This is a genomic window from Chryseobacterium oryzae (assembly GCF_022811665.1).
Lineage (GTDB): Bacteria > Bacteroidota > Bacteroidia > Flavobacteriales > Weeksellaceae > Chryseobacterium > Chryseobacterium oryzae.
In genome coordinates, this window is record NZ_CP094529.1 from 273,385 (window position 1) to 291,873 (window position 18,489).

Annotated in this window: 17 protein-coding genes; 10 read left to right on the forward strand and 7 right to left on the reverse strand. The window is 33.9% G+C overall.

Going from position 1 to position 18,489, the window contains the following annotated elements; all coding sequences use genetic code 11:
- Window positions 1–179: 179 nt before the first annotated feature.
- Window positions 180–1,991: a membrane protein insertase YidC gene (gene yidC / locus MTP08_RS01235; protein WP_243576736.1), complete on the forward strand. Its 1,812-nt coding sequence runs from the start codon at window positions 180–182 to the stop codon at window positions 1,989–1,991.
- A 349-nt stretch (window positions 1,992–2,340) separates the two neighbouring features.
- Here yidC and MTP08_RS01240 read toward each other — a convergent pair whose 3' ends face one another.
- The gene (locus MTP08_RS01240) at window positions 2,341–3,870 is read right to left on the reverse strand and encodes a trypsin-like peptidase domain-containing protein (RefSeq protein ID WP_243576737.1); all 1,530 of its coding nucleotides are present in this window, start codon (window positions 3,868–3,870) and stop codon (window positions 2,341–2,343) included.
- A gap of 307 nt (window positions 3,871–4,177) precedes the next feature.
- Between MTP08_RS01240 and trhO the strand changes: the two genes are divergently transcribed.
- Window positions 4,178–5,539 carry an oxygen-dependent tRNA uridine(34) hydroxylase TrhO gene (trhO, locus tag MTP08_RS01245; protein WP_243576738.1) on the forward strand — a complete coding sequence of 454 codons (1,362 nt, stop codon included), beginning with the start codon at window positions 4,178–4,180 and terminating at the stop codon, window positions 5,537–5,539.
- A gap of 42 nt (window positions 5,540–5,581) precedes the next feature.
- Complete coding sequence (locus MTP08_RS01250; RefSeq protein WP_243576739.1) at window positions 5,582–6,124, forward strand: 5-formyltetrahydrofolate cyclo-ligase; 543 nt, start codon at window positions 5,582–5,584, stop codon at window positions 6,122–6,124.
- Here MTP08_RS01250 and MTP08_RS01255 read toward each other — a convergent pair.
- Window positions 6,076–6,651, reverse strand: a complete 576-nt coding sequence (locus tag MTP08_RS01255; protein WP_209390021.1) for a hypothetical protein — start codon at window positions 6,649–6,651, stop codon at window positions 6,076–6,078. The genes MTP08_RS01250 and MTP08_RS01255 overlap by 49 nt on opposite strands.
- Window positions 6,635–7,801: a hypothetical protein gene (locus MTP08_RS01260; protein WP_243576740.1), complete on the reverse strand. Its 1,167-nt coding sequence runs from the start codon at window positions 7,799–7,801 to the stop codon at window positions 6,635–6,637. Before MTP08_RS01260 ends, MTP08_RS01255 begins: the two co-directional genes overlap by 17 nt.
- Before the next feature lie 185 nt (window positions 7,802–7,986).
- Between MTP08_RS01260 and MTP08_RS01265 the strand changes: the two genes are divergently transcribed.
- A complete protein-coding gene (locus MTP08_RS01265; RefSeq protein WP_209390026.1) occupies window positions 7,987–8,259 on the forward strand; it encodes a hypothetical protein in 273 nt (90 codons plus the stop codon).
- A 110-nt stretch (window positions 8,260–8,369) separates the two neighbouring features.
- On the opposite strand, the gene MTP08_RS01270 is transcribed toward MTP08_RS01265, so the two are convergent.
- From MTP08_RS01270 to MTP08_RS01285, 4 genes are all read right to left on the reverse strand, one after another.
- Window positions 8,370–9,137 carry a TrmH family RNA methyltransferase gene (locus MTP08_RS01270; RefSeq protein WP_243576741.1) on the reverse strand — a complete coding sequence of 256 codons (768 nt, stop codon included), beginning with the start codon at window positions 9,135–9,137 and terminating at the stop codon, window positions 8,370–8,372.
- Window positions 9,138–9,203: 66 nt separating this feature from the next.
- On the reverse strand, window positions 9,204–10,562 hold the full coding sequence (locus MTP08_RS01275; protein ID WP_243576742.1) for a DNA recombination protein RmuC: 1,359 nt from the start codon (window positions 10,560–10,562) through the stop codon (window positions 9,204–9,206).
- 250 nt (window positions 10,563–10,812) lie between these two features.
- Complete coding sequence (pncB, locus tag MTP08_RS01280) at window positions 10,813–11,991, reverse strand: nicotinate phosphoribosyltransferase (protein ID WP_243576743.1); 1,179 nt, start codon at window positions 11,989–11,991, stop codon at window positions 10,813–10,815.
- 84 nt (window positions 11,992–12,075) lie between these two features.
- Window positions 12,076–12,552: a Dps family protein gene (locus MTP08_RS01285; RefSeq protein ID WP_243576744.1), complete on the reverse strand. Its 477-nt coding sequence runs from the start codon at window positions 12,550–12,552 to the stop codon at window positions 12,076–12,078.
- A gap of 138 nt (window positions 12,553–12,690) precedes the next feature.
- Here MTP08_RS01285 and MTP08_RS01290 point away from each other — a divergent pair, with 138 nt between their 5' ends.
- From MTP08_RS01290 to MTP08_RS01315, 6 genes are all read left to right on the forward strand, one after another.
- On the forward strand, window positions 12,691–14,061 hold the full coding sequence (locus MTP08_RS01290) for a hypothetical protein (protein ID WP_243576745.1): 1,371 nt from the start codon (window positions 12,691–12,693) through the stop codon (window positions 14,059–14,061).
- 137 nt (window positions 14,062–14,198) lie between these two features.
- On the forward strand, window positions 14,199–14,612 hold the full coding sequence (gene rpsL / locus MTP08_RS01295) for a 30S ribosomal protein S12 (protein WP_002983146.1): 414 nt from the start codon (window positions 14,199–14,201) through the stop codon (window positions 14,610–14,612).
- Window positions 14,613–14,635: 23 nt separating this feature from the next.
- The gene (gene rpsG, locus MTP08_RS01300; RefSeq protein WP_072997610.1) at window positions 14,636–15,112 is read left to right on the forward strand and encodes a 30S ribosomal protein S7; all 477 of its coding nucleotides are present in this window, start codon (window positions 14,636–14,638) and stop codon (window positions 15,110–15,112) included.
- 6 nt (window positions 15,113–15,118) lie between these two features.
- A complete protein-coding gene (gene fusA / locus MTP08_RS01305) occupies window positions 15,119–17,236 on the forward strand; it encodes an elongation factor G (RefSeq protein WP_243576746.1) in 2,118 nt (705 codons plus the stop codon).
- Between the two features lie 16 nt (window positions 17,237–17,252).
- Window positions 17,253–17,558 (forward strand): 30S ribosomal protein S10, encoded by a 306-nt coding sequence (rpsJ, locus tag MTP08_RS01310; RefSeq protein WP_002661363.1) that lies wholly within the window; start codon window positions 17,253–17,255, stop codon window positions 17,556–17,558.
- Window positions 17,559–17,764: 206 nt separating this feature from the next.
- Entirely contained in the window at window positions 17,765–18,244 is a 480-nt protein-coding gene (locus MTP08_RS01315) for a low affinity iron permease family protein (RefSeq protein ID WP_243576747.1), read from the forward strand.
- Window positions 18,245–18,489: the final 245 nt, after the last annotated feature.

Sequence of the window (18,489 nt, forward strand, 5' to 3'; positions counted from 1 at the left end):
AGTAATTTCTGAATTGTAAACGTCATATAATAAACTCAGACTGATTATTCTCAGCCTGAGTTTATTATATACCAACATATTATAGTATAGAGTTTTGATAAAAAAACAGTATTTTTGTCGATTCTAAAAAGGAGCAGATTTGCTACTTCATTAAATTTAAAAATTTTAATAAAAATAAAATGCAACAGAACAACGGACTCGATAAAAGTCAGATTATCAGTTTTGCGGTTTTATGTTTAGTTCTTTTCGGATTTATGTTTTACTTCCAGAAAGATGAGCAAAAAAAAGAAGCTTTAAATGCTGGAAAACAGAAAACAGAACAGGCGCAAAATGCTGCAAAGCCTACTCAGGCAACGAATATCAATCCAAATGTAACGCCCAACTCTATTCAGACTGCTACGCTTGCCAACAAGGAGCTGAAGTTAGAATTTTCGAGTTTGGGAGGTCAGGTTTCCAAAGTTGAACTCCTGAAATACAAAGCTTACGATCATAAAACAGATAAAGCAGACCTTCCGCTGTATCTTATCGATAAAAATAATTCCAATTACGGGTTTCAGTTCAAAGATAAAACAGGAAAAACGGTTAATACAAAAGATTTAGTTTTTACCCCAGTGGTAAATGGTAATTCGGTTACTTTAACCGCAAACTATAATGGTGCTGCTATCCAGTTTATTTATACCATTAATACTACGGGAGAACTTAAAGATCAGTATGCTTTAGATTTTAAAGTGAAATCTCAGGGGCTTGCCAATGTTTCTTCCGACAATAAAGCAGATTTTATCTGGGATTATAATGTTAGAAACTTAGAAAAAGGTAGAGCACAAGAACAGTCTCACTCCGAGTTTTCTTATGCTTTTAATAATTATAAAGATTACGATTACGATGGAAGAAGCACGATGGATGAAAAAGATGAAACCCTTAATTGGATTGGTGTAAAACAACAGTTTTTCTCTTCAGTTATTGAGTCTAAAAGTGGTTTCACGCAAAGTAAAGGAAATCAGGATGCTATCGAAGAAGGCGAATATCTTAAAAAGCTGAATTTCGAAGGTTTCGTTCCTATGAATGGAAGTGAGCTTAATCAAGACTTTACATGGTATTTTATACCGTTAGATTTACCATTGCTAAAATCTTATGATAAGAATTTTGATGAAATTTTACCTTTGGGTTGGTCGTTTATTGGCTGGATGAACAGAGGGTTTTTTATCCCGATGTATAACTTTATTGCATCTTGGGGAATTGCAGCAGGTTGGGTGATTTTCTTAATGACGATTATCGTAAAATTAATTTTGTCACCTATTATGTACAAACAGCATAAGCTGAGTGCAATGATGAAAGTTATTCGTCCGGAAATTGATGAAGCTAATGCCAAATTCAAAGATGCAGATCCTATGAAAAAGCAACAAGCTACCATGGAAATCTATCGAAAAGCGGGTGTGAATCAAATGGCGGGATGTCTTCCTGCGTTGGTGCAGATTCCTATTTTCTATGCATTATTCCGTTTCTTCCCGAATTTTATTGATTTGAGAGGACAGGGCTTTTGGTTTGCAAAAGATTTAACAGCTTATGATGATTTAATTAAACTGCCTTTCAAAATTCCTTTTTTAGGAGATCACTTAAGTATTTTTGCAATAGCGTGTACCGTTGTTATCTTAATTTACACGGTAATGACTTCCGGGAACATGCAACAGCCACAACAGGAAGGAATGCCGAATATGAAAGTAATTATGTACATTTTCCCAATTACATTCTTATTTTTCCTTAATACTTCTGCTTCCGGTTTGTCCTGGTATTATTTTGTATCGAATGCGATTAATATTTTAATTATTCTTGTTATAAAATATGTAATCTTAGATGAAAAGAAAATTCATGCTCAGATTCAGGCGAATAAAGCTCAGCCTAAAAAAGAAGGTAAGTTCCAGAAAAGAATGAGAGAAATGATGGAGAATGCACAGGCTCAACAAAAAGCTCAGGACCAACAGAGAAAGAAATAATAAATGATTTATAAAAAAAGACTGCTATTTTATGGCAGTCTTTTTTTTGTTCATTATGAAAAACTTTTTTGAATATGAACGATGAGTGTAGAGTATTGTAAATAAGTTTGTAGCTTATTGAAAAATTCAAACTTTAAGCAGTAATAATTTTACCAGTAGATTTCAGGTACTTAATTCATCTTTATTCTGAGTTTTATTAATAAATTCAATCCAGATTTATACTATCTACTGAATTAACAAAGCTCTCTTTATTCATACAGATTCAAAGTTTTTGAAAAAGTTTTTATAACATAAAAAAGGCTGTCCTAAGTAAGACAGCCTTTTATTTATAATTGTAAAATGAATGTTTTTAAGGCATTTTAAACCCTTTAGTGTAAATTCTTCCGTAGTTGTCTACAAATTTTACCTGAACGTTTCCTTTGTAACCATCAAGGATTTTTTCTACATCTTTCTGGGAATTTACAGGCTTTCCGTTGATTTCTATGATGATATAATCATCTACAATACCAATTTTTGCCATCTCGCTTCCTTCTGTAACGTTTTTAGAAACGACACCACTATTAAGACCATATTCTGTTTTAAATTTGTCGTTAAGAGGTTCAAATTCGGCACCAATTTTTTCGCTAACGCTCAAATCTGCTTTGGTTCTGGTAGAAGTTCCTCCTTTCTGATCTCTTAGTGTAACAGTGGCAACATTGTCTTTTCCATTTCTGGTAAATGATACCTGTACTTTATCTCCAGGTCTTTTACTCCCGATGGCAACCGATAAATCTGCAAAATCAGTAATGTCTGAACCATCTACTTTGGTAATTACATCTCCTTTTTTAAGTCCTGCATCCTGTGCACCGCTATTTTCAGAGAAGCCAGTTACATACACTCCAGAACCGGATTTTATATTGGTTTTATTTTCTCTGTTGTATGCTGCAACCAACTGGTCGTTAGATAAATCCATAGAAGAAACTCCTAAGAAACCTCTTTGTACAATTCCGAATTTCTTAATGTCTTCGATAATTTTTCTTGCCAGATTAGCCGGAACCGCAAATCCGTACCCTTGATAATAACCATTTGTAGAGGATATTGCAGAATTAATTCCGATTAAATCACCATTTACGTTAACTAAAGCTCCGCCGGAGTTTCCTGGGTTAATAGCTGCATCGGTCTGTATAAAACTTTCAATAGGGTTGGTTGCTTTGCCTTGTCCGCTTAAGATTCCTATTCCTCGTCCTTTTGCAGAAATAATTCCGGCAGTTACGGTGGAATTCAAACCAAGTGGATTCCCAACTGCTAATACCCATTGCCCAACTTCAACATTGTCTGAATTGGCAAAGTTGAGGTAAGGAAGTCCTTTTTCCTCAATCTTTAATAAAGAAATGTCTGTATTTGGATCTGTACCCACCAAAGTAGCAATGTAAGATTTTTTATTGCTTAAAACGACTTCAAGTTTATTGGCTCCCGCAACAACGTGGTTGTTCGAAATAATATAACCATCAGGAGAGATAATTACTCCCGAACCTAGACCAGATGGCATATTTTCCGGTGCTTGTTGCTGAGGTCTCTGTCTTTGGTTTCTTCCGCCACCAAAAGGATCTCCAAAGAAAAAATCGAAAATATCCTGTTCGGAAGCCCTGCTCGAAGCTCTCGTCTGATAATTTTTAATAGTTACTACTGCAGGAACAGTGGTTTTTGCTGCTTTCACGAAATCGTCGCCTACTCCGGCTGTGTTCATTCCCACGAAGGAAGCATTGGTAGATTTTGTGAAGTATGATTGGTCAGAAGTAGTTGAATCGTGACCAATGTATTGTTGTACGCCGACTGTAGTTGCTCCTGAGATTACGCCAACGACAGCAAATGGTAATAGTTTTTTAAATGTACTCTTCATTGTCTTCTAGTTGTTTTTATTTTTTATTCTTAAACAAATTTAATGCTAAATAGGTATTTAATTATTCTTAACTGTTTCAATTTTAACTAAAATTTAACGACAATTATATCAATTTACAGTTTAAGTCGTAATTCTGCCTTACGTTTAACACTGCTTAAAAAATAATTAAAGACAGAATGTCATACCGATAATATGTTTTAATATGACATTATGTAGCCTAGAAAGATGATATATTTTAGTTCTGCTTCTATAAATTTATAAAAACCTTATATTTGCAAAAATTTTTCTCACTTAAAAAGTTTATAGCATGCAACTGTACAACACCTTAAGCGCAGAAGAAAGAGCTAAACTTATCGACGAAGCCGGTCAGGAACGTCTTACACTGTCTTTCTATGCGTATGCCAAAATTGAAAATCCTAAAAAATTTCGCGACGATTTATTTATAGCCTGGAATGAATTAGATGCTCTTGGACGTATTTATGTTGCTCATGAAGGCATTAATGCTCAAATGAGTGTGCCTGCGGATAATTTTGAGGCTTTTCGTGATACGCTGGAAGAATATGATTTCATGAAAGGTATTCGTCTGAATGTTGCTGTAGAGCAAGACGATCATTCTTTCCTTAAACTTACCATTAAAGTTAGAAATAAAATTGTAGCAGATGGTCTTAATGACGAGACTTTTGATGTTACCAACAAAGGAATTCACCTTAAAGCCAAAGAGTTTAATCAGCTTTTGGATGACCCGAATACTATTGTAGTAGATTTCCGAAATCATTATGAAAGTGAAGTAGGGCATTTTGAAGGAGCTATTACTCCGGATGTAGAAAATTTCAGAGAAAGTTTACCTATTATAAACGAACAGCTTCAGGATTACAAAGAAGATAAAAATCTTTTGATGTACTGCACCGGAGGAATTCGTTGTGAGAAAGCAAGTGCTTATTTCAAGCATCAAGGATTCAAAAATGTATATCAGCTTGAAGGAGGAATTATAGAATATACACGACAGATAAAAGAAGACAATATCCCAAGTAAATTTATTGGTAAAAACTTTGTATTCGACCACCGTTTGGGAGAAAGAATTACCGATGATATTATTTCTCAATGTCATCAGTGCGGTAAACCGTGTGATAATCATACCAACTGTGCAAACGATGCGTGTCATCTTCTTTTTATTCAGTGTGACGATTGTAAAGCAGCCATGGAAAACTGTTGCTCTACCGAATGCTTAGAAATTATACATTTGCCGGCAGAGGAGCAGAAAAAACTCAGAAAAGGTAAGCAGGTAGGTAATAAAGTTTTCAGAAAAGGAAAATCGGATTCATTGGTATATAAAAAATCCGGGAATCTTTCGAATCAGCCTTTAGCTAAAGCAATCTCGAACGATGTCCGCCAAAAAATCAAACAGAAAAAAGTTCTTATCGGAAAATCTGAACATTATTTTAAAAATGCAAAAGTTGCACAGTTTATACTGAGTAACAAAAATCTTTCTGTTGGAGATAAAGTGCTTATTTCTGGTCCTACAACTGGGGAACAGGAGATTGTAATTGCTGATTTGTTTGCAAATGGTGTTCAGGTGGAAACTGCAAATTCCGGAGATCAAATCACTTTTGAAGTTCCTTTCAGAACAAGATTGTCTGATAAGCTTTATAAAATTATTCAACCTTCTTAAAGTATTCTTTAAATGCTTAAAGCAGATCTTAGAAAAAAATATATGGAAAAAAGAAAAACCTTGTCGAAAGATGAGGTTTTATCGTTTTCTAATGATATTTTTAAGAATTTTCAGGGTTATTTTCAGCTGAAGCCCGGAGATAAAGTTCATTTGTTTATTCCGATTGATAAATTTAAAGAAGTTAAAACCGAATTTTTTATTGATTACTGTCTGCAAAATGCAATTAGGGTTTTCGTTCCGAAAGTATTAGGAGAGCATCTTATTTCTGTGGAAATTTTCGAAAACACCGCTTTTGAAACAAATCATTGGGGTATTTCCGAACCGGTTTCTTCCATAGATTCTGGAGTTCTAGACTTTGATTATGTTCTTACGCCACTATTATACTGCGATTCGGCGGGAAATAGAGTTGGCTACGGAAAAGGATTTTATGATGCTTTTTTTGAAAATATTTCTTCTACCTCAAAAAAAATCGGAGTTAATTATTTTAACCCCGAAGATATGATTGATGATGTGAGAGAAGAAGATATTCCCTTAGATTATTTGGTGACACCAACCGAAGTGCTGTCTTTTTTAGGCTTAAAATAAAAATTCGTAAAATAAAATTTGAATTCTTTTTTAAACTGAATTTCTTTAGATACTAAAGTATATTGGGCATTTCTTTCAAAAATTCCAATCGATTTATTTTGGTTGTCAAAATATTCTACATTAAATTTTGCAAGATTTAGAGTATCCTTATTTTTTATTTGCTGATATACATTAATAGAGTTTACCATCGCTTTTTTTACTTTAAGACTTTCCAGCTCTTTAAAAAGGTCTTTAAAGGTTAAAGAATCTGGTTTCTGGAAGTATTTTTCCATCTGAGAATAAATTGCGGTATCTATTTCGGTATTTCTATTTCCAGATAAATATAGCGCAGACAAATCCAAAACTTCCTGAATTTTTTGTTGAGTAATAGTATTAATCGCCTGTGCACTGTCCATTTGCACAATTCTGTTATTGGTGTTTCTCAGCTTTTGGAGATCGCTTAGAGATTCCGTTTCTTTTTTTACACAGGAAAGGGCAGCTAAGCCAATAATTATGCTGAAAAACAAAATTTTACTGATTGTTTTCATTGTTAGAGATTTTAAATTTTATCGAAACAATTTTTCCTTTATCTTTTTTCATTTCAATCAACTTCAGATTCTTTAAAGAAGTGGTTGGTGTGGTTACAAGAGTAATATATTTCTGCTTATCGAGTGTTTCAACACCGTAGATATCACTGTCATACACCTGAGTAATCACTGCGTCATTGCTAATGCGGCTTTCCAGCTGTTTTCTTTTTTGCTTTATCAATTCTTCGGTATTGGCTCCCTGGATGTCTTTAATAGAAAAATAGTAGACCGCCATTTTATAATCGTCTGGTTTTAAAGCAATCGTTTCTTTTTCTGGAGCGTTTTCGAGATTTCTATTGATTTCTAAGTTTTCGTAAACGGTAGAACTGATTTGCATTTTAAGGTTTTTATCCTTTGAAGGATATACAAAGCACTCTCCAGGCTTAATTCTATAGAAAATAGGAGATTCGTTTTCTTTAATAACTTTAATTTCAATATCTCTTTGTACACTCAGATTTCTATCGGCATCCGTAAAACAGTAAGTATAAGTTTTTTGAAAAATTTCATCTTTAAATCCTAAAAGTCCGGCTAAAACAATAAAAATCGAGCTTGCCGCAATCCATATTGCTTTTTGATAGTTCTTTTTGGGCTCTTTTTTTAACGATTGTAAACTGTTTTCCTGAGAATTGTTTTTTTCTTTAATTATTTGATTTTCAGAATTGTTATTTTGTAAATCATCATTTTTAGCCTCGATTTTGATGATTTTTGATGGGGTTTGATCAGGTTCTGGCAGATTTAAGGCACTGGAAATTGTTTTCTCCAATTCCTGAAGCTCGTCATCATTCAAATCCTTATCTTCTGTAAGAATTTCATCAGCAAAAAGATGTTTTTTCTTGAATTCATACCACGAGCTGTATCCCGCATAAATACTCAATAAATTGAGCATATCTATTCTCGGAAGTTTGGTAACGGGAGAAGATTTGAAATAGGTGTAAAAAGATTTTTCGCTGATGTTTCCTTTTGCTTTTTTTCGCAAATCTTCCTGAAAATATATGATATCAATCCCCTTCCATTTAGAAATATCATCATAAGATGGGGAATGATCTTTTAAATATTGAGCCTGAACATCCTTTTTCAGCTCTTCAAAATGTAATAGTTCTAAATCGGTCACTTTATCAAAAAGTAGTTAAAATATTGATTTTCAGTTATAATTAATTGTAAAACTGTTTTACAAAGGTATTACAATTATTTTTCATAAACAAACTTTCTATCTGCTATACCTTTGTCTTGTTCAAATAACCGAACAGAGAAAAAGATTTTAAAAAACAATATTAACAAAATTAAATTTAATTGATTATGAAAAAGTCATTATTCGTAGCTGCTATCGCTGCTATCTCTTTAGTTGCTTGTAAAAAAGGTGATGCTACAGAAACTAAAACAGATTCTTTAAAAGTTGAAGGAGATTCTACTCTTAACGCTATCGATTCTACTAAAACTGCTGCTGTAGATTCTATCAAAACTAACGCTAACGCTGCTGTAGATTCAGTTAAAACTGAAGCTAAAAACGCTAAAGAAGAAGTTAAAACTGAAGTGAAAAACGAAGTTAAAAAAGAAGAAGTTAAGAAATAATTAACTCCAACTTTAAAATAAAAGAACCGTTTCGTTTACGAAGCGGTTTTTTTGTTGTTTACAGTTTTAAATTTTTCTGGTTGTGCAATTTAATTAATCAAGTATAATCATTAAGATTTTTTCTGTCTTAAAGTTTCATAACAGGTAATTGCAACAGCATTACTAAGATTTAAAGAATCTATACTTCCTGCCATCGGTATAAGAGTGTTTTTGCCTTTTCCCACCCAAAAATCGCTCAATCCGGAATGCTCTGTTCCGAATAAAATTGCAGATTTCTGCTTAAAATCTCTAGTATAAAGATCTTCGGAAGTATTATCCATAATTGTTGTATAGATATTGAACTTATTTTTGTGAAGAAAATCCACTGTTTCCTGATTTTCTGCCTGAAAAACTTCCATTCCGAAAAGGCATCCAACGCTTGAACGAATTACATTGGGATTAAAAAAATCTGTTTTCCCATCTGATACAATTAATGCATCTATTCCAAATGCTTCGCAGCTTCTGAGAATTGCTCCTAAATTTCCGGGTTTTTCCACACCTTCCACAACAATAATAGTGGAATTATCTTTTGGGATAAATGCCGACAATTGGCTTTCTTTTGTTTTGTAAACGCCGATAATTCCTTCTGAGGTACCACGATAAGCTATTTTTTCATACACTTTATCGCTGATTAAATGGATTTTCCCTTTGGGTAAATCTTTTTGGAATATCTGTTCGCAAATGTAAAATTCTACAGCTTCAAAATTGTATTTTAAGGCACGTTCGTTTTCCTGCTGTCCTTCTACCGCAAAAAAACCAGATTTTTTTCTAAATCTGTTGTCTGTAAGAAGTTTAGAAATATATTTTACTTTTTCGTTTTGAAAGCTTTCTATTAACATGCTGCAAAATTAGGTAAAATTTGCTGTTAACAAAAAGTCTTATTGGTCTGCTGTAAGGAATGCAGATTATTCTTCCGAGTTTTCGGGCAAATTTTCTCTTGTTTCGACTAGGCTTTGCGGGAGTTCTTTTTTATTTTTAATTCCTAGAGCCTTTAATTTTTGAGTCTGAATTACAAGATTATCATTTCCGGTATAAAGTTGCTTGTAGGCATCATTGTAAATATTCTTTGCCTGATCCAGACTTTTTCCCACTTTCTCCAGATTTTCTACAAAACCAACAAATTTATCATACAGTTTCGCTCCACGATCGGCTATTTCTATAGAATTTCTGTTTTGATATTCTCTTTTCCATAAATCTGCTATCAGTTTGAGTGAAGTGATTAAATTACTGGGATTGAGCAGTAAAATTCTCCTGTCATAAGCGAAATTCCAGAGGTTTTGATCTGCTTGCATCGCTGCAATATAAGCCGGCTCACTTGGGATGAACATCATTACAAAATCCAGAGATTTTCCGTAATCGTCGTATGCTTTTTGGCTCAGCTGATTAATATGATTTTTTACGGAAGATAAATGCTGATTGATTTTAATCTGATAAATTTCAGGATCGGTTTCATCTACCAATTCTGTGAAAGCGGTAAGAGAAACTTTAGAATCTATAATTACATTTCTTTCGTCGGGATATTTTACAACGGCATCGGGACGCATTTTTTTGCCTGAAAATTCTGAAAAAATGGCTTTATGGTCTTCATCTCTAAGTTCGTGTTCCAGAAAATACTCTCTGCCTTTTACCAGTCCGGATTTTTCCAGTATGCTTTCCAAAATCATTTCACCCCAGTTTCCCTGGGTTTTACTTTCGCCTTTCAGGGCTTTGGTAAGTCTTTTTGCGTCTTCCGAAATCTGTTGGTTAAGCAAAGCAAGTTCTTTTACTTTTTCCGCTAAAGAAAATCTTTCTTTGTTTTCTTTTTCATAAGCTTCATTAACCCGATTTTTAAGGTCATTTATTTTTTCCTGAAAGGGTTCTAGAATATTTTTAAGGTTATTTTGATTTAAAACAGTGAATTTTTCGGTTTTTTCTTCTAAAATTCTGTTTGCTAAATTTTCGAACTGAAGTTGTCCTTCTTCCTGAATTTTTTTTGTTTCTTCTTTTTGGTTTTTAAGAAAAGTATTTTCTGCTGATACTTTTGCAAATTCGGTTTTTAGATCACTTAAAAGATCTGAAAGCTGAAGATTGATATCTTTTTCCTGCGAAACCGTTTGGTTTAGCTCCTGTATTTTTAAATTTAGATGATTAAGATTGGCTTGGTTCTGAATGTTGATAGTATGAAGTTCATCAAATTGTTTTCTGGAAACTGAATTTGATTTTATTAAAAAATAGGCTACAATAAAGCCTAAAATTACTCCAACGAAAAGATATAGAAATTCCATTATTCAAAATTACGAAAGAAAGTAGTCTTAGAAAATTTTTCTTTTCCACAAAAAAACCTCAAAGGTTGATAAGCCTTCGAGGTCTGAAAAATGTTATGTTTTTTTATTTACCGTTGAATTGTATACGCCCCGACCTTAGTGGAGCTCTTTTTGCTATTGCTATACACGAGAATTTTAATCTGATGACCTTCGTTGTTCGCAATAACAAAAAAGCGGGAACGGAGGGCGGATAAAGGCGCCCCAATAAAATTTAATCTTTAATTCTTAAGAATTCTTTCGCAAGTTCAATCATTTTAGGATCTCCTGTGTATTTACCATGTTCATCCGAAAGTTTTACGGTAGGAATCCATTCTTTGTTAATCGATTGAACACCAATTAATTTCATAACAATGTTCATTGGTTTTAAGCCGACGTCATTCGTGAGATTGGTGCCGATTCCGAAAGAAATTCCGATTTTTCCATTGCAATAATTGGTGATTTCTTCAACTTTTTCGAGATTTAAACCATCGGAAAAAATAATGTATTTGAATAATGGGTTAATGCCGTGTTTTTCGTAGTGGGCAATCGTTTTATCTGCGAATTCTAAAGGATCTCCGCTGTCGTGACGAACGCCATCGAAAAGTTTAGCAAATTTTTTGTCGAACTGTTGGAAAAAGACATCTGTAGTGTATGTATCTGAAAGAGCAACACCCAAATCTCCGCGGTAAACATCTACCCAATGTTCTAAAGCCAGTTGGTTTGCCATTTTGAATCCGTATTCTGCTGCATGAAACATGAACCATTCGTGAGCGTGTGTTCCAATTGGTTTTACTCCGTATTTCATGGCAAAATGAACATTAGAACTTCCGATAAATGTAGAGCGTTTATTTTTAGTTAAAGCCTCCATTACCAAATTCTGTACTTTATAAGAGTGTCTTCTTCGGGTTCCGAATTCTGCAAAAGTAACGCCTAAGTTGTTTAGAGATTCTGCTTTGTCTAGAGTTCTTTTCATAACGACTTCGTTAGAATCTCTTTCCATGTGATTCATTTCGTAATGAAGTTCGCTTATTAAAGATAATAATGGTACTTCCCACAAAATTGTTCTGTACCAGAGTCCTTCCACGATTACGGAAAGCTCTGTTCCGTCTTGTTGAATTTTTACTTCAGAAGGATCATAATGATATCCTTCCAAAAAGTCTAAATACGGTAAATCTATATATGGGCAGGTTCTTGCCATAAATTTCTTCTCTTCTTTCGTAAGCCTGAGTTCTGCCATTTTGTTCACGGCTTCTCTTAATGCCACATCAAATCCTTCAGGGAATTGATGTTTGCCTCTGTTGATAAATTCATACTTTACCACAGAACTAGGGAAAAGTTTTACCACGGCATTCTGCATGGTTATTTTATAGAAATCGTTGTCGAGAATCGAATTTAGAAGTACATTGCTCATTATTGTGTAATTTATACGCAAATTTAGTTATTATAAATAAAAATCACCCAAATTTAGGTGATTTTTTAATTTTATGCGATAATATTATTTGCCAAGGTAAGAGTTGTACATCCATACTTCTTTTTCCTGCTCTGTAATATAGTCGCTCATTTGAGAATTTGTTCCTTCGTCTCCTGCCTTTTCTGTAAGTTCTAAAAGTTCTCTCTGTAAATCTATTACCACTTTGAAAGAATTTAAGATAATTTCCACGCTTTTATTTCCATTGCTTACTTCTTTGCTTTCCTTAATGGTAGATACCTGAAGATAGTCTGAATAATTGTGAGCCGGAGTAGCACCCAAAGTAAGTATTCTTTCTGCAATTTCATCAATTTTCAATACCAAGCTGTTGTAAAGTTCTTCAAATTTTGGATGAAGGGTAAAAAACTGTTCTCCTTTAATGTTCCAGTGAGAACCTCTTGTGTTTTGATAAAATACGGAATAATTAGCCAAAAGGATGTTGAGCTTTTCTGAAATTTCCTGACAGTCCTGTTCTTTAAGGCCGATAATGTTAGCGTTTTTCATAAGTTTATTTATTTGCGACAGTAACAGGAAATATTATGCCGAAATATGGGTTTGCCCGATAGATGTTGGCTATTGATAAATTTTTGAAAAAGGTACCATTTAGATTTCTTATTATTGTGAAAAATTAATAAGTAAAGGATGTTTAAATATAAAATTCTAGCCGTAATAATAGTAATTGTCTATTTTTTGCAGCCTTTTTTCTTCTCAAATGGCGGGATTGGAGCCGACAGTCTTTCTTATTTTGGTATCGCAGCAGATTTGCCAAATCCTGAAACCAATCTTTTTCCGTTGGGCTATCCTATATTGTTGAGGGTTTTATATAATGTTGTACACGATTGGTTTTGGGCTTCAAAAATTCTGAATATTCTTTTTGTTATCGGTATTCTGAGTTTTTCTTATTTCAGTAAATTTTATTTTCGGGAAACTGTTTTGCTGTTTACAGGGAAAACATTTTTTTTTGTATTTCTCCAAGCGATGTCGGAAGGTCCGTTTATTTTTCTGCTGTACTTTCTTTTTTATTTTCTGCATCAGATTTTTGCTAAAAAAAATAGAGGCTTTCAGAATGCGGTAATGGCTTCAATTATTTTAATAGTAATGTTTTCTGTAAGGTATTCGGGAATCTATATATATGCATCTTTTCTGTTATTTTTTGCGCTGATGTTTTTCAAAATAAGAAAAGCATTCTATTTTAAACCATTGATGCTTTTTGGAGTTCTATCCGGAACGGGAATTTTTTCTTATCTGCTGTTTAATTATTTAGTATTTGGAACTTTTACTGGCGAGAATTTGCGGGGAGTGTCTATGACAAGCCTACCTATTGATATAATAAGGAGTATTCTTGGAGTTATGAATGTGGTAGACCCATTTATCGGAATAAAGCCATCTTCTGTGAGTTTTGCAAGTATGGCATTTCAATTTCTTATTTTTATAATAGATGTAGTGATATTTGCTTACTTACTTCAATTTTTCAGAAAAGCTAAAAACGATTCGTTATACTATTTTCATATACTATTATGGTTGATGTCTTGTATCTATGCTTTTGCTTTATTAATTTCCGGGTGGTTTCAGCAAATTGAGGAAATGAATGTAAGAATGATGGCTGCTGCAAATATCTGTGTTTTTTTCTCATTTCTCATTTTGTATTTTAAAAATGTAAATTCAGATAAGTATCTCTGGAGAATTTCATGCTTCTTTTTTGTTTTTCTTGTGGCTTATAATTTAAAAGATGCAGATGATTATTTGAAAAATAAAAGTAAAATAGAACCTCAAATGGTAAAATTTAAAGACAAGAAATATTTATATAACAATGAAAAGCATATTGAAACTATAACATCATACCAAATTTTGGGGATTGATAAAGTTTTTTATTATAAGCATACTAACAAGCAAAAAGGGACTATTAAGGAAAATATTGTGGGAACATTGAATCCGAAAATCAAATGGCTGATGAATGATAGTGTTCAAGACAAATCGAAAGTTCTGTACACATCTCAGATAAAATTCGATTAATATTCAGATTCATAATTTTAGTTTGGAATTTTATCATTGTATTAATTTTTATGCAACTAACTTACTTTTATTTTTATAACTGCTTGTTAATTAAAAAAATATTATTATTTTTGCACCCTAAAATAAAAAGCAATTAAATGCCTACTATTCAACAATTAGTAAGAAAAGGAAGAGCCACGCTTGCCAAGAAGAGCAAATCGGCTGCCCTTGATTCTTGTCCACAAAGACGTGGTGTATGTACGAGAGTATATACTACTACACCGAAGAAACCAAACTCTGCACTAAGAAAAGTTGCAAGGGTAAGACTTTCTAACGGTAAAGAAGTTAACGCCTACATCCCGGGCGAAGGACATAATCTTCAAGAGCACTCGATAGTATTGGTAAGAGGCGGAAGGGTGAAAGACCTACCGGGAGTACGTTACCACATCGTAAGAGGTGCATTAGACACCGCTGGTGTAAATGGAAGAACACAAAGAAGATCTAAGTACGGAGCTAAGAGACCAAAACCAGGACAAGCTGCTGCAGCTCCTGCAAAAGGTAAGAAAAAATAATCATTAAATAAGGTACAGAAACAATGAGAAAGACAAAAGCGAAAAAAAGACCGTTGTTACCAGATCCGAAGTTTAATGATCAATTGGTAACAAGATTCGTAAACAACTTGATGCTTGATGGTAAAAAATCAATCGCATTCAAAATTTTCTATGATGCATTAGATATCGTAGAAACTAAAAAAGGAGATACAGAAAAAACATCACTAGAAATCTGGAAAGATGCATTAACAAACGTTATGCCTCACGTAGAAGTACGTTCTAGAAGAGTAGGTGGTGCTAACTTCCAGATCCCAATGCCAATCAGAGCAGATAGAAAAATTTCTATGGCGATGAAATGGTTAATCAAATATTCTAAAGCTAGAAATGATAAGTCTATGGCTTTGAAATTAGCTAACGAAGTTGTAGCGGCTTCTAGAGAAGAAGGTGCTGCTTTCAAAAAGAAATCTGATACTCACAAAATGGCGGAAGCTAACAAGGCTTTCTCACACTTCAAATTCTAATCTGAAATGGGAAGAGATCTTAAATTTACAAGAAATATCGGTATTGCTGCTCACATTGATGCAGGTAAAACCACCACTACAGAAAGGATTTTATTCTATACAGGTGTAAACCATAAAATTGGAGAGGTTCACGATGGTGCTTCTACAATGGACTGGATGGAGCAGGAAGCAGAAAGAGGTATTACTATTACTTCAGCTGCAACTACTTGTTCTTGGAACTTTCCAACAGATCAAGGAAAACCTCTTGCAGATACAAAACCTTACCACTTCAACATCATCGATACACCGGGACACGTTGACTTCACTGTAGAAGTAAACAGATCTTTAAGAGTATTAGATGGATTGGTATTCTTATTCTCCGCAGTAGATGGAGTAGAGCCTCAGTCTGAAACAAACTGGAGACTTGCTGACAACTACAAAGTTGCTAGAATGGGATTTGTAAACAAAATGGACAGACAAGGTGCTGACTTTCTTAACGTGGTAAACCAGGTTAAAGATATGTTAGGATCTAACGCAGTTCCTATCGTTTTACCAATCGGTGCTGAAGAAGATTTCAAAGGTGTTGTAGACTTAATTAAAAACAGAGCGATCATCTGGGATGAAGCTGGACAAGGTGCTACTTTCGAAGTAGTTCCAATTCCGGAAGACATGAAAGATGAAGTTCTTGAATATAGAGAGAAATTAGTAGAAGCTGTTTCTGAATATGACGAAACTTTGATGGAGAAATTCTTCGAAGATCCGGATTCAATTACAGAAGAAGAGATCAATGCTGCATTGAGAGCTGCTACTATCGATTTATCTATTATCCCAATGACTTGTGGTTCTTCATTCAAGAATAAAGGAGTACAGTTTATGTTGGATGCAGTATGTAAATACTTGCCTTCTCCATTGGATAAAGATGATATCAAAGGTACTGACCCAAGAACTGATGCTGAAATCACAAGAAAACCATCTGTAGATGAGCCTTTCTCTGCTTTGGCATTCAAAATTGCTACTGACCCATTCGTGGGAAGATTAGCATTCTTCAGAGCATACTCTGGAAGATTAGATGCTGGTTCTTATATCTTGAACACTCGTTCAGGAGATAAAGAAAGAATCTCAAGAATCTATCAGATGCACGCTAACAAGCAAAACCCAGTAGAATATATTGAAGCTGGTGATATTGGTGCAGCGGTAGGTTTCAAATCTATCAAAACTGGTGATACAATGTGTGATGAGAAAAACCCAATCGTTCTAGAATCGATGGTTTTCCCTGATCCTGTAATCGGTATCGCTGTTGAGCCTAAAACTAAAGCTGACCAAGATAAAATGGGTAACGCTCTAGCTAAATTGGCTGAAGAAGATCCTACTTTTACAGTTAGAACTGATGAGGCTTCTGGACAAACGATCATTTCTGGTATGGGTGAGCTTCACTTGGATATCATTGTAGACCGTATGAAGAGAGAGTTTAAGGTTGAAGTAAACCAAGGACAACCTCAGGTAGAGTACAAAGAAAACTTAACAAAAGTTGCTAGCCACAGAGAGGTTTACAAAAAGCAATCTGGTGGTAAAGGTAAATTTGCTGACATTGTATTTGAACTAGGACCTGCAGACGAAGGTAAAGTTGGTTTAGAATTCATCAATGAGATTAAAGGTGGTAACGTTCCTAGAGAATTTGTTCCTGCAATTGAAAAAGGCTTTAAAGCTGCAATGAAGAACGGTCCATTGGCTGGTTTCGAAGTTGAAGGTATTAAAGTTACTCTTAAAGATGGATCTTTCCACGCGGTGGATTCTGATGCTCTTTCATTTGAAATGGCTGCTAAATTAGGATTTAAAGAAGCGGGACGTGCTGCTAAGCCAGTAATTATGGAGCCTATTATGAAGCTGGAAGTTGTAACTCCGGAAGAATATATGGGTAACATCATTGGTGACCTTAACAAGAGAAGAGGTACTATCAGTGGTCAGGAAGAGAAAAACGGTGCTGTTGTAATCAAAGGTTCTGTTCCACTTTCTGAAATGTTTGGATATGTTACTACTCTAAGAACACTTTCATCAGGAAGAGCTACTTCTTCTATGGAATTAGAGAAGTACCAAGCTACTCCACAAAACGTTGCTGAAGAAATCATAGCTAAAGCAAAAGGTTAATTTTTAAATTAAAGAAATGTCACAAAGAATCAGAATAAAACTAAAATCTTACGATTACAACTTGGTAGACAAGTCTGCTGAGAAAATCGTAAAAACGGTAAAGGCTACCGGTGCTGTTGTAAACGGTCCTATTCCATTGCCAACGAACAAGAGAATCTTCACAGTGTTGAGATCTCCGCACGTAAACAAGAAAGCAAGAGAGCAGTTCCAATTATCAGCTCACAAGAGACTAATGGATATCTACTCTTCTTCTTCTAAAACTGTTGATGCTCTAATGAAATTAGAACTTCCTTCAGGAGTTGACGTAGAAATTAAAGTGTGATAAATGAGCTTGAAGACTGAAGTCGGAAGATGGAAGTTTTTAGCTACACATTAATTATTAAATCCCTTTTCGAAAGAAGAGGGATTTTTTATATTTTAAAAATAACTTTTACAAAGTTTTGGAAATATAAGTTCGAAGTTAATAAAAGGCAAAGGAATTGTATAAAGTTTTTATGTACATTTAACAGCATAATAAAAACAAAATATATGTCAGACAAAAGTATATTTGAACGATTTTCAGATTGGGCAACAAAATTTACCGGAAGTTCTTATGCTTTTATAGGAGCCACACTTATTGTCATTATTTGGGCCGTTTCGGGACCGGTTTTTAATTATTCAGAAACATGGCAACTTGTCATCAACACCGGGACAACGATTATTACTTTTCTCATGGTTTTCCTCATTCAAAAAGCACAGAATAAAGATTCTAAAGCTATCCAGATAAAGCTGAATGAATTGCTTGCCGCAAACGAAAAAGCTAGCAACCGAATTGTAGATATTGAGGATCTTACCGAAAAAGAATTAGATCAGCTACATTGTTACTACGAAAAATTGGCAGATTTCGCAGAGAAAGATGAAGACATCCATACTTCACATTCTATAGATGCGGCTCAAAGAAATCAGGATTATAAGCATGAGTTTTTTAAAAGAAAGCATGAAGAGTGGCTGTTAAAACAAAAGAAATAAGCTTTTTTATTCAAGCTTCATCAGCGACTTTGTCGCCATTATTTGCTCCTTAAAATAATACGCTTAAAATTAAAACCTTTGCGTGGTAAAAGATTTTACTTAATTTCTTTTAGCTAGTTTAAATAATTTATCACACCGAAGTGTTTTTTTTTGACAATAAATTAGAACGAATTAATTTTTCATCTTACTTTTGTGTATAAAGTTATATTATATGTTGAAGGTTTTTATTTCAGTATTATTTTTTT

What these genes read in the sequence shown, in the direction of transcription:
- MTP08_RS01315 (WP_243576747.1), top strand. Translation starts at nt 17,765, where the DNA reads ATGTCAGACAAAAGTATATTTGAACGATTTTCAGATTGGGCAACAAAA.
- MTP08_RS01250 (WP_243576739.1), top strand. Translation starts at nt 5,582, where the DNA reads ATGGAAAAAAGAAAAACCTTGTCGAAAGATGAGGTTTTATCGTTTTCT.
- pncB (WP_243576743.1), bottom strand. Translation starts at nt 11,991, where the DNA reads ATGAGCAATGTACTTCTAAATTCGATTCTCGACAACGATTTCTATAAA.
- MTP08_RS01285 (WP_243576744.1), bottom strand. Translation starts at nt 12,552, where the DNA reads ATGAAAAACGCTAACATTATCGGCCTTAAAGAACAGGACTGTCAGGAA.
- MTP08_RS01270 (WP_243576741.1), bottom strand. Translation starts at nt 9,137, where the DNA reads ATGTTAATAGAAAGCTTTCAAAACGAAAAAGTAAAATATATTTCTAAA.
- yidC (WP_243576736.1), top strand. Translation starts at nt 180, where the DNA reads ATGCAACAGAACAACGGACTCGATAAAAGTCAGATTATCAGTTTTGCG.
- MTP08_RS01240 (WP_243576737.1), bottom strand. Translation starts at nt 3,870, where the DNA reads ATGAAGAGTACATTTAAAAAACTATTACCATTTGCTGTCGTTGGCGTA.
- MTP08_RS01275 (WP_243576742.1), bottom strand. Translation starts at nt 10,562, where the DNA reads ATGGAATTTCTATATCTTTTCGTTGGAGTAATTTTAGGCTTTATTGTA.
- trhO (WP_243576738.1), top strand. Translation starts at nt 4,178, where the DNA reads ATGCAACTGTACAACACCTTAAGCGCAGAAGAAAGAGCTAAACTTATC.
- MTP08_RS01265 (WP_209390026.1), top strand. Translation starts at nt 7,987, where the DNA reads ATGAAAAAGTCATTATTCGTAGCTGCTATCGCTGCTATCTCTTTAGTT.
- MTP08_RS01255 (WP_209390021.1), bottom strand. Translation starts at nt 6,651, where the DNA reads ATGAAAACAATCAGTAAAATTTTGTTTTTCAGCATAATTATTGGCTTA.
- MTP08_RS01290 (WP_243576745.1), top strand. Translation starts at nt 12,691, where the DNA reads ATGTTTAAATATAAAATTCTAGCCGTAATAATAGTAATTGTCTATTTT.
- rpsJ (WP_002661363.1), top strand. Translation starts at nt 17,253, where the DNA reads ATGTCACAAAGAATCAGAATAAAACTAAAATCTTACGATTACAACTTG.
- rpsG (WP_072997610.1), top strand. Translation starts at nt 14,636, where the DNA reads ATGAGAAAGACAAAAGCGAAAAAAAGACCGTTGTTACCAGATCCGAAG.
- rpsL (WP_002983146.1), top strand. Translation starts at nt 14,199, where the DNA reads ATGCCTACTATTCAACAATTAGTAAGAAAAGGAAGAGCCACGCTTGCC.
- fusA (WP_243576746.1), top strand. Translation starts at nt 15,119, where the DNA reads ATGGGAAGAGATCTTAAATTTACAAGAAATATCGGTATTGCTGCTCAC.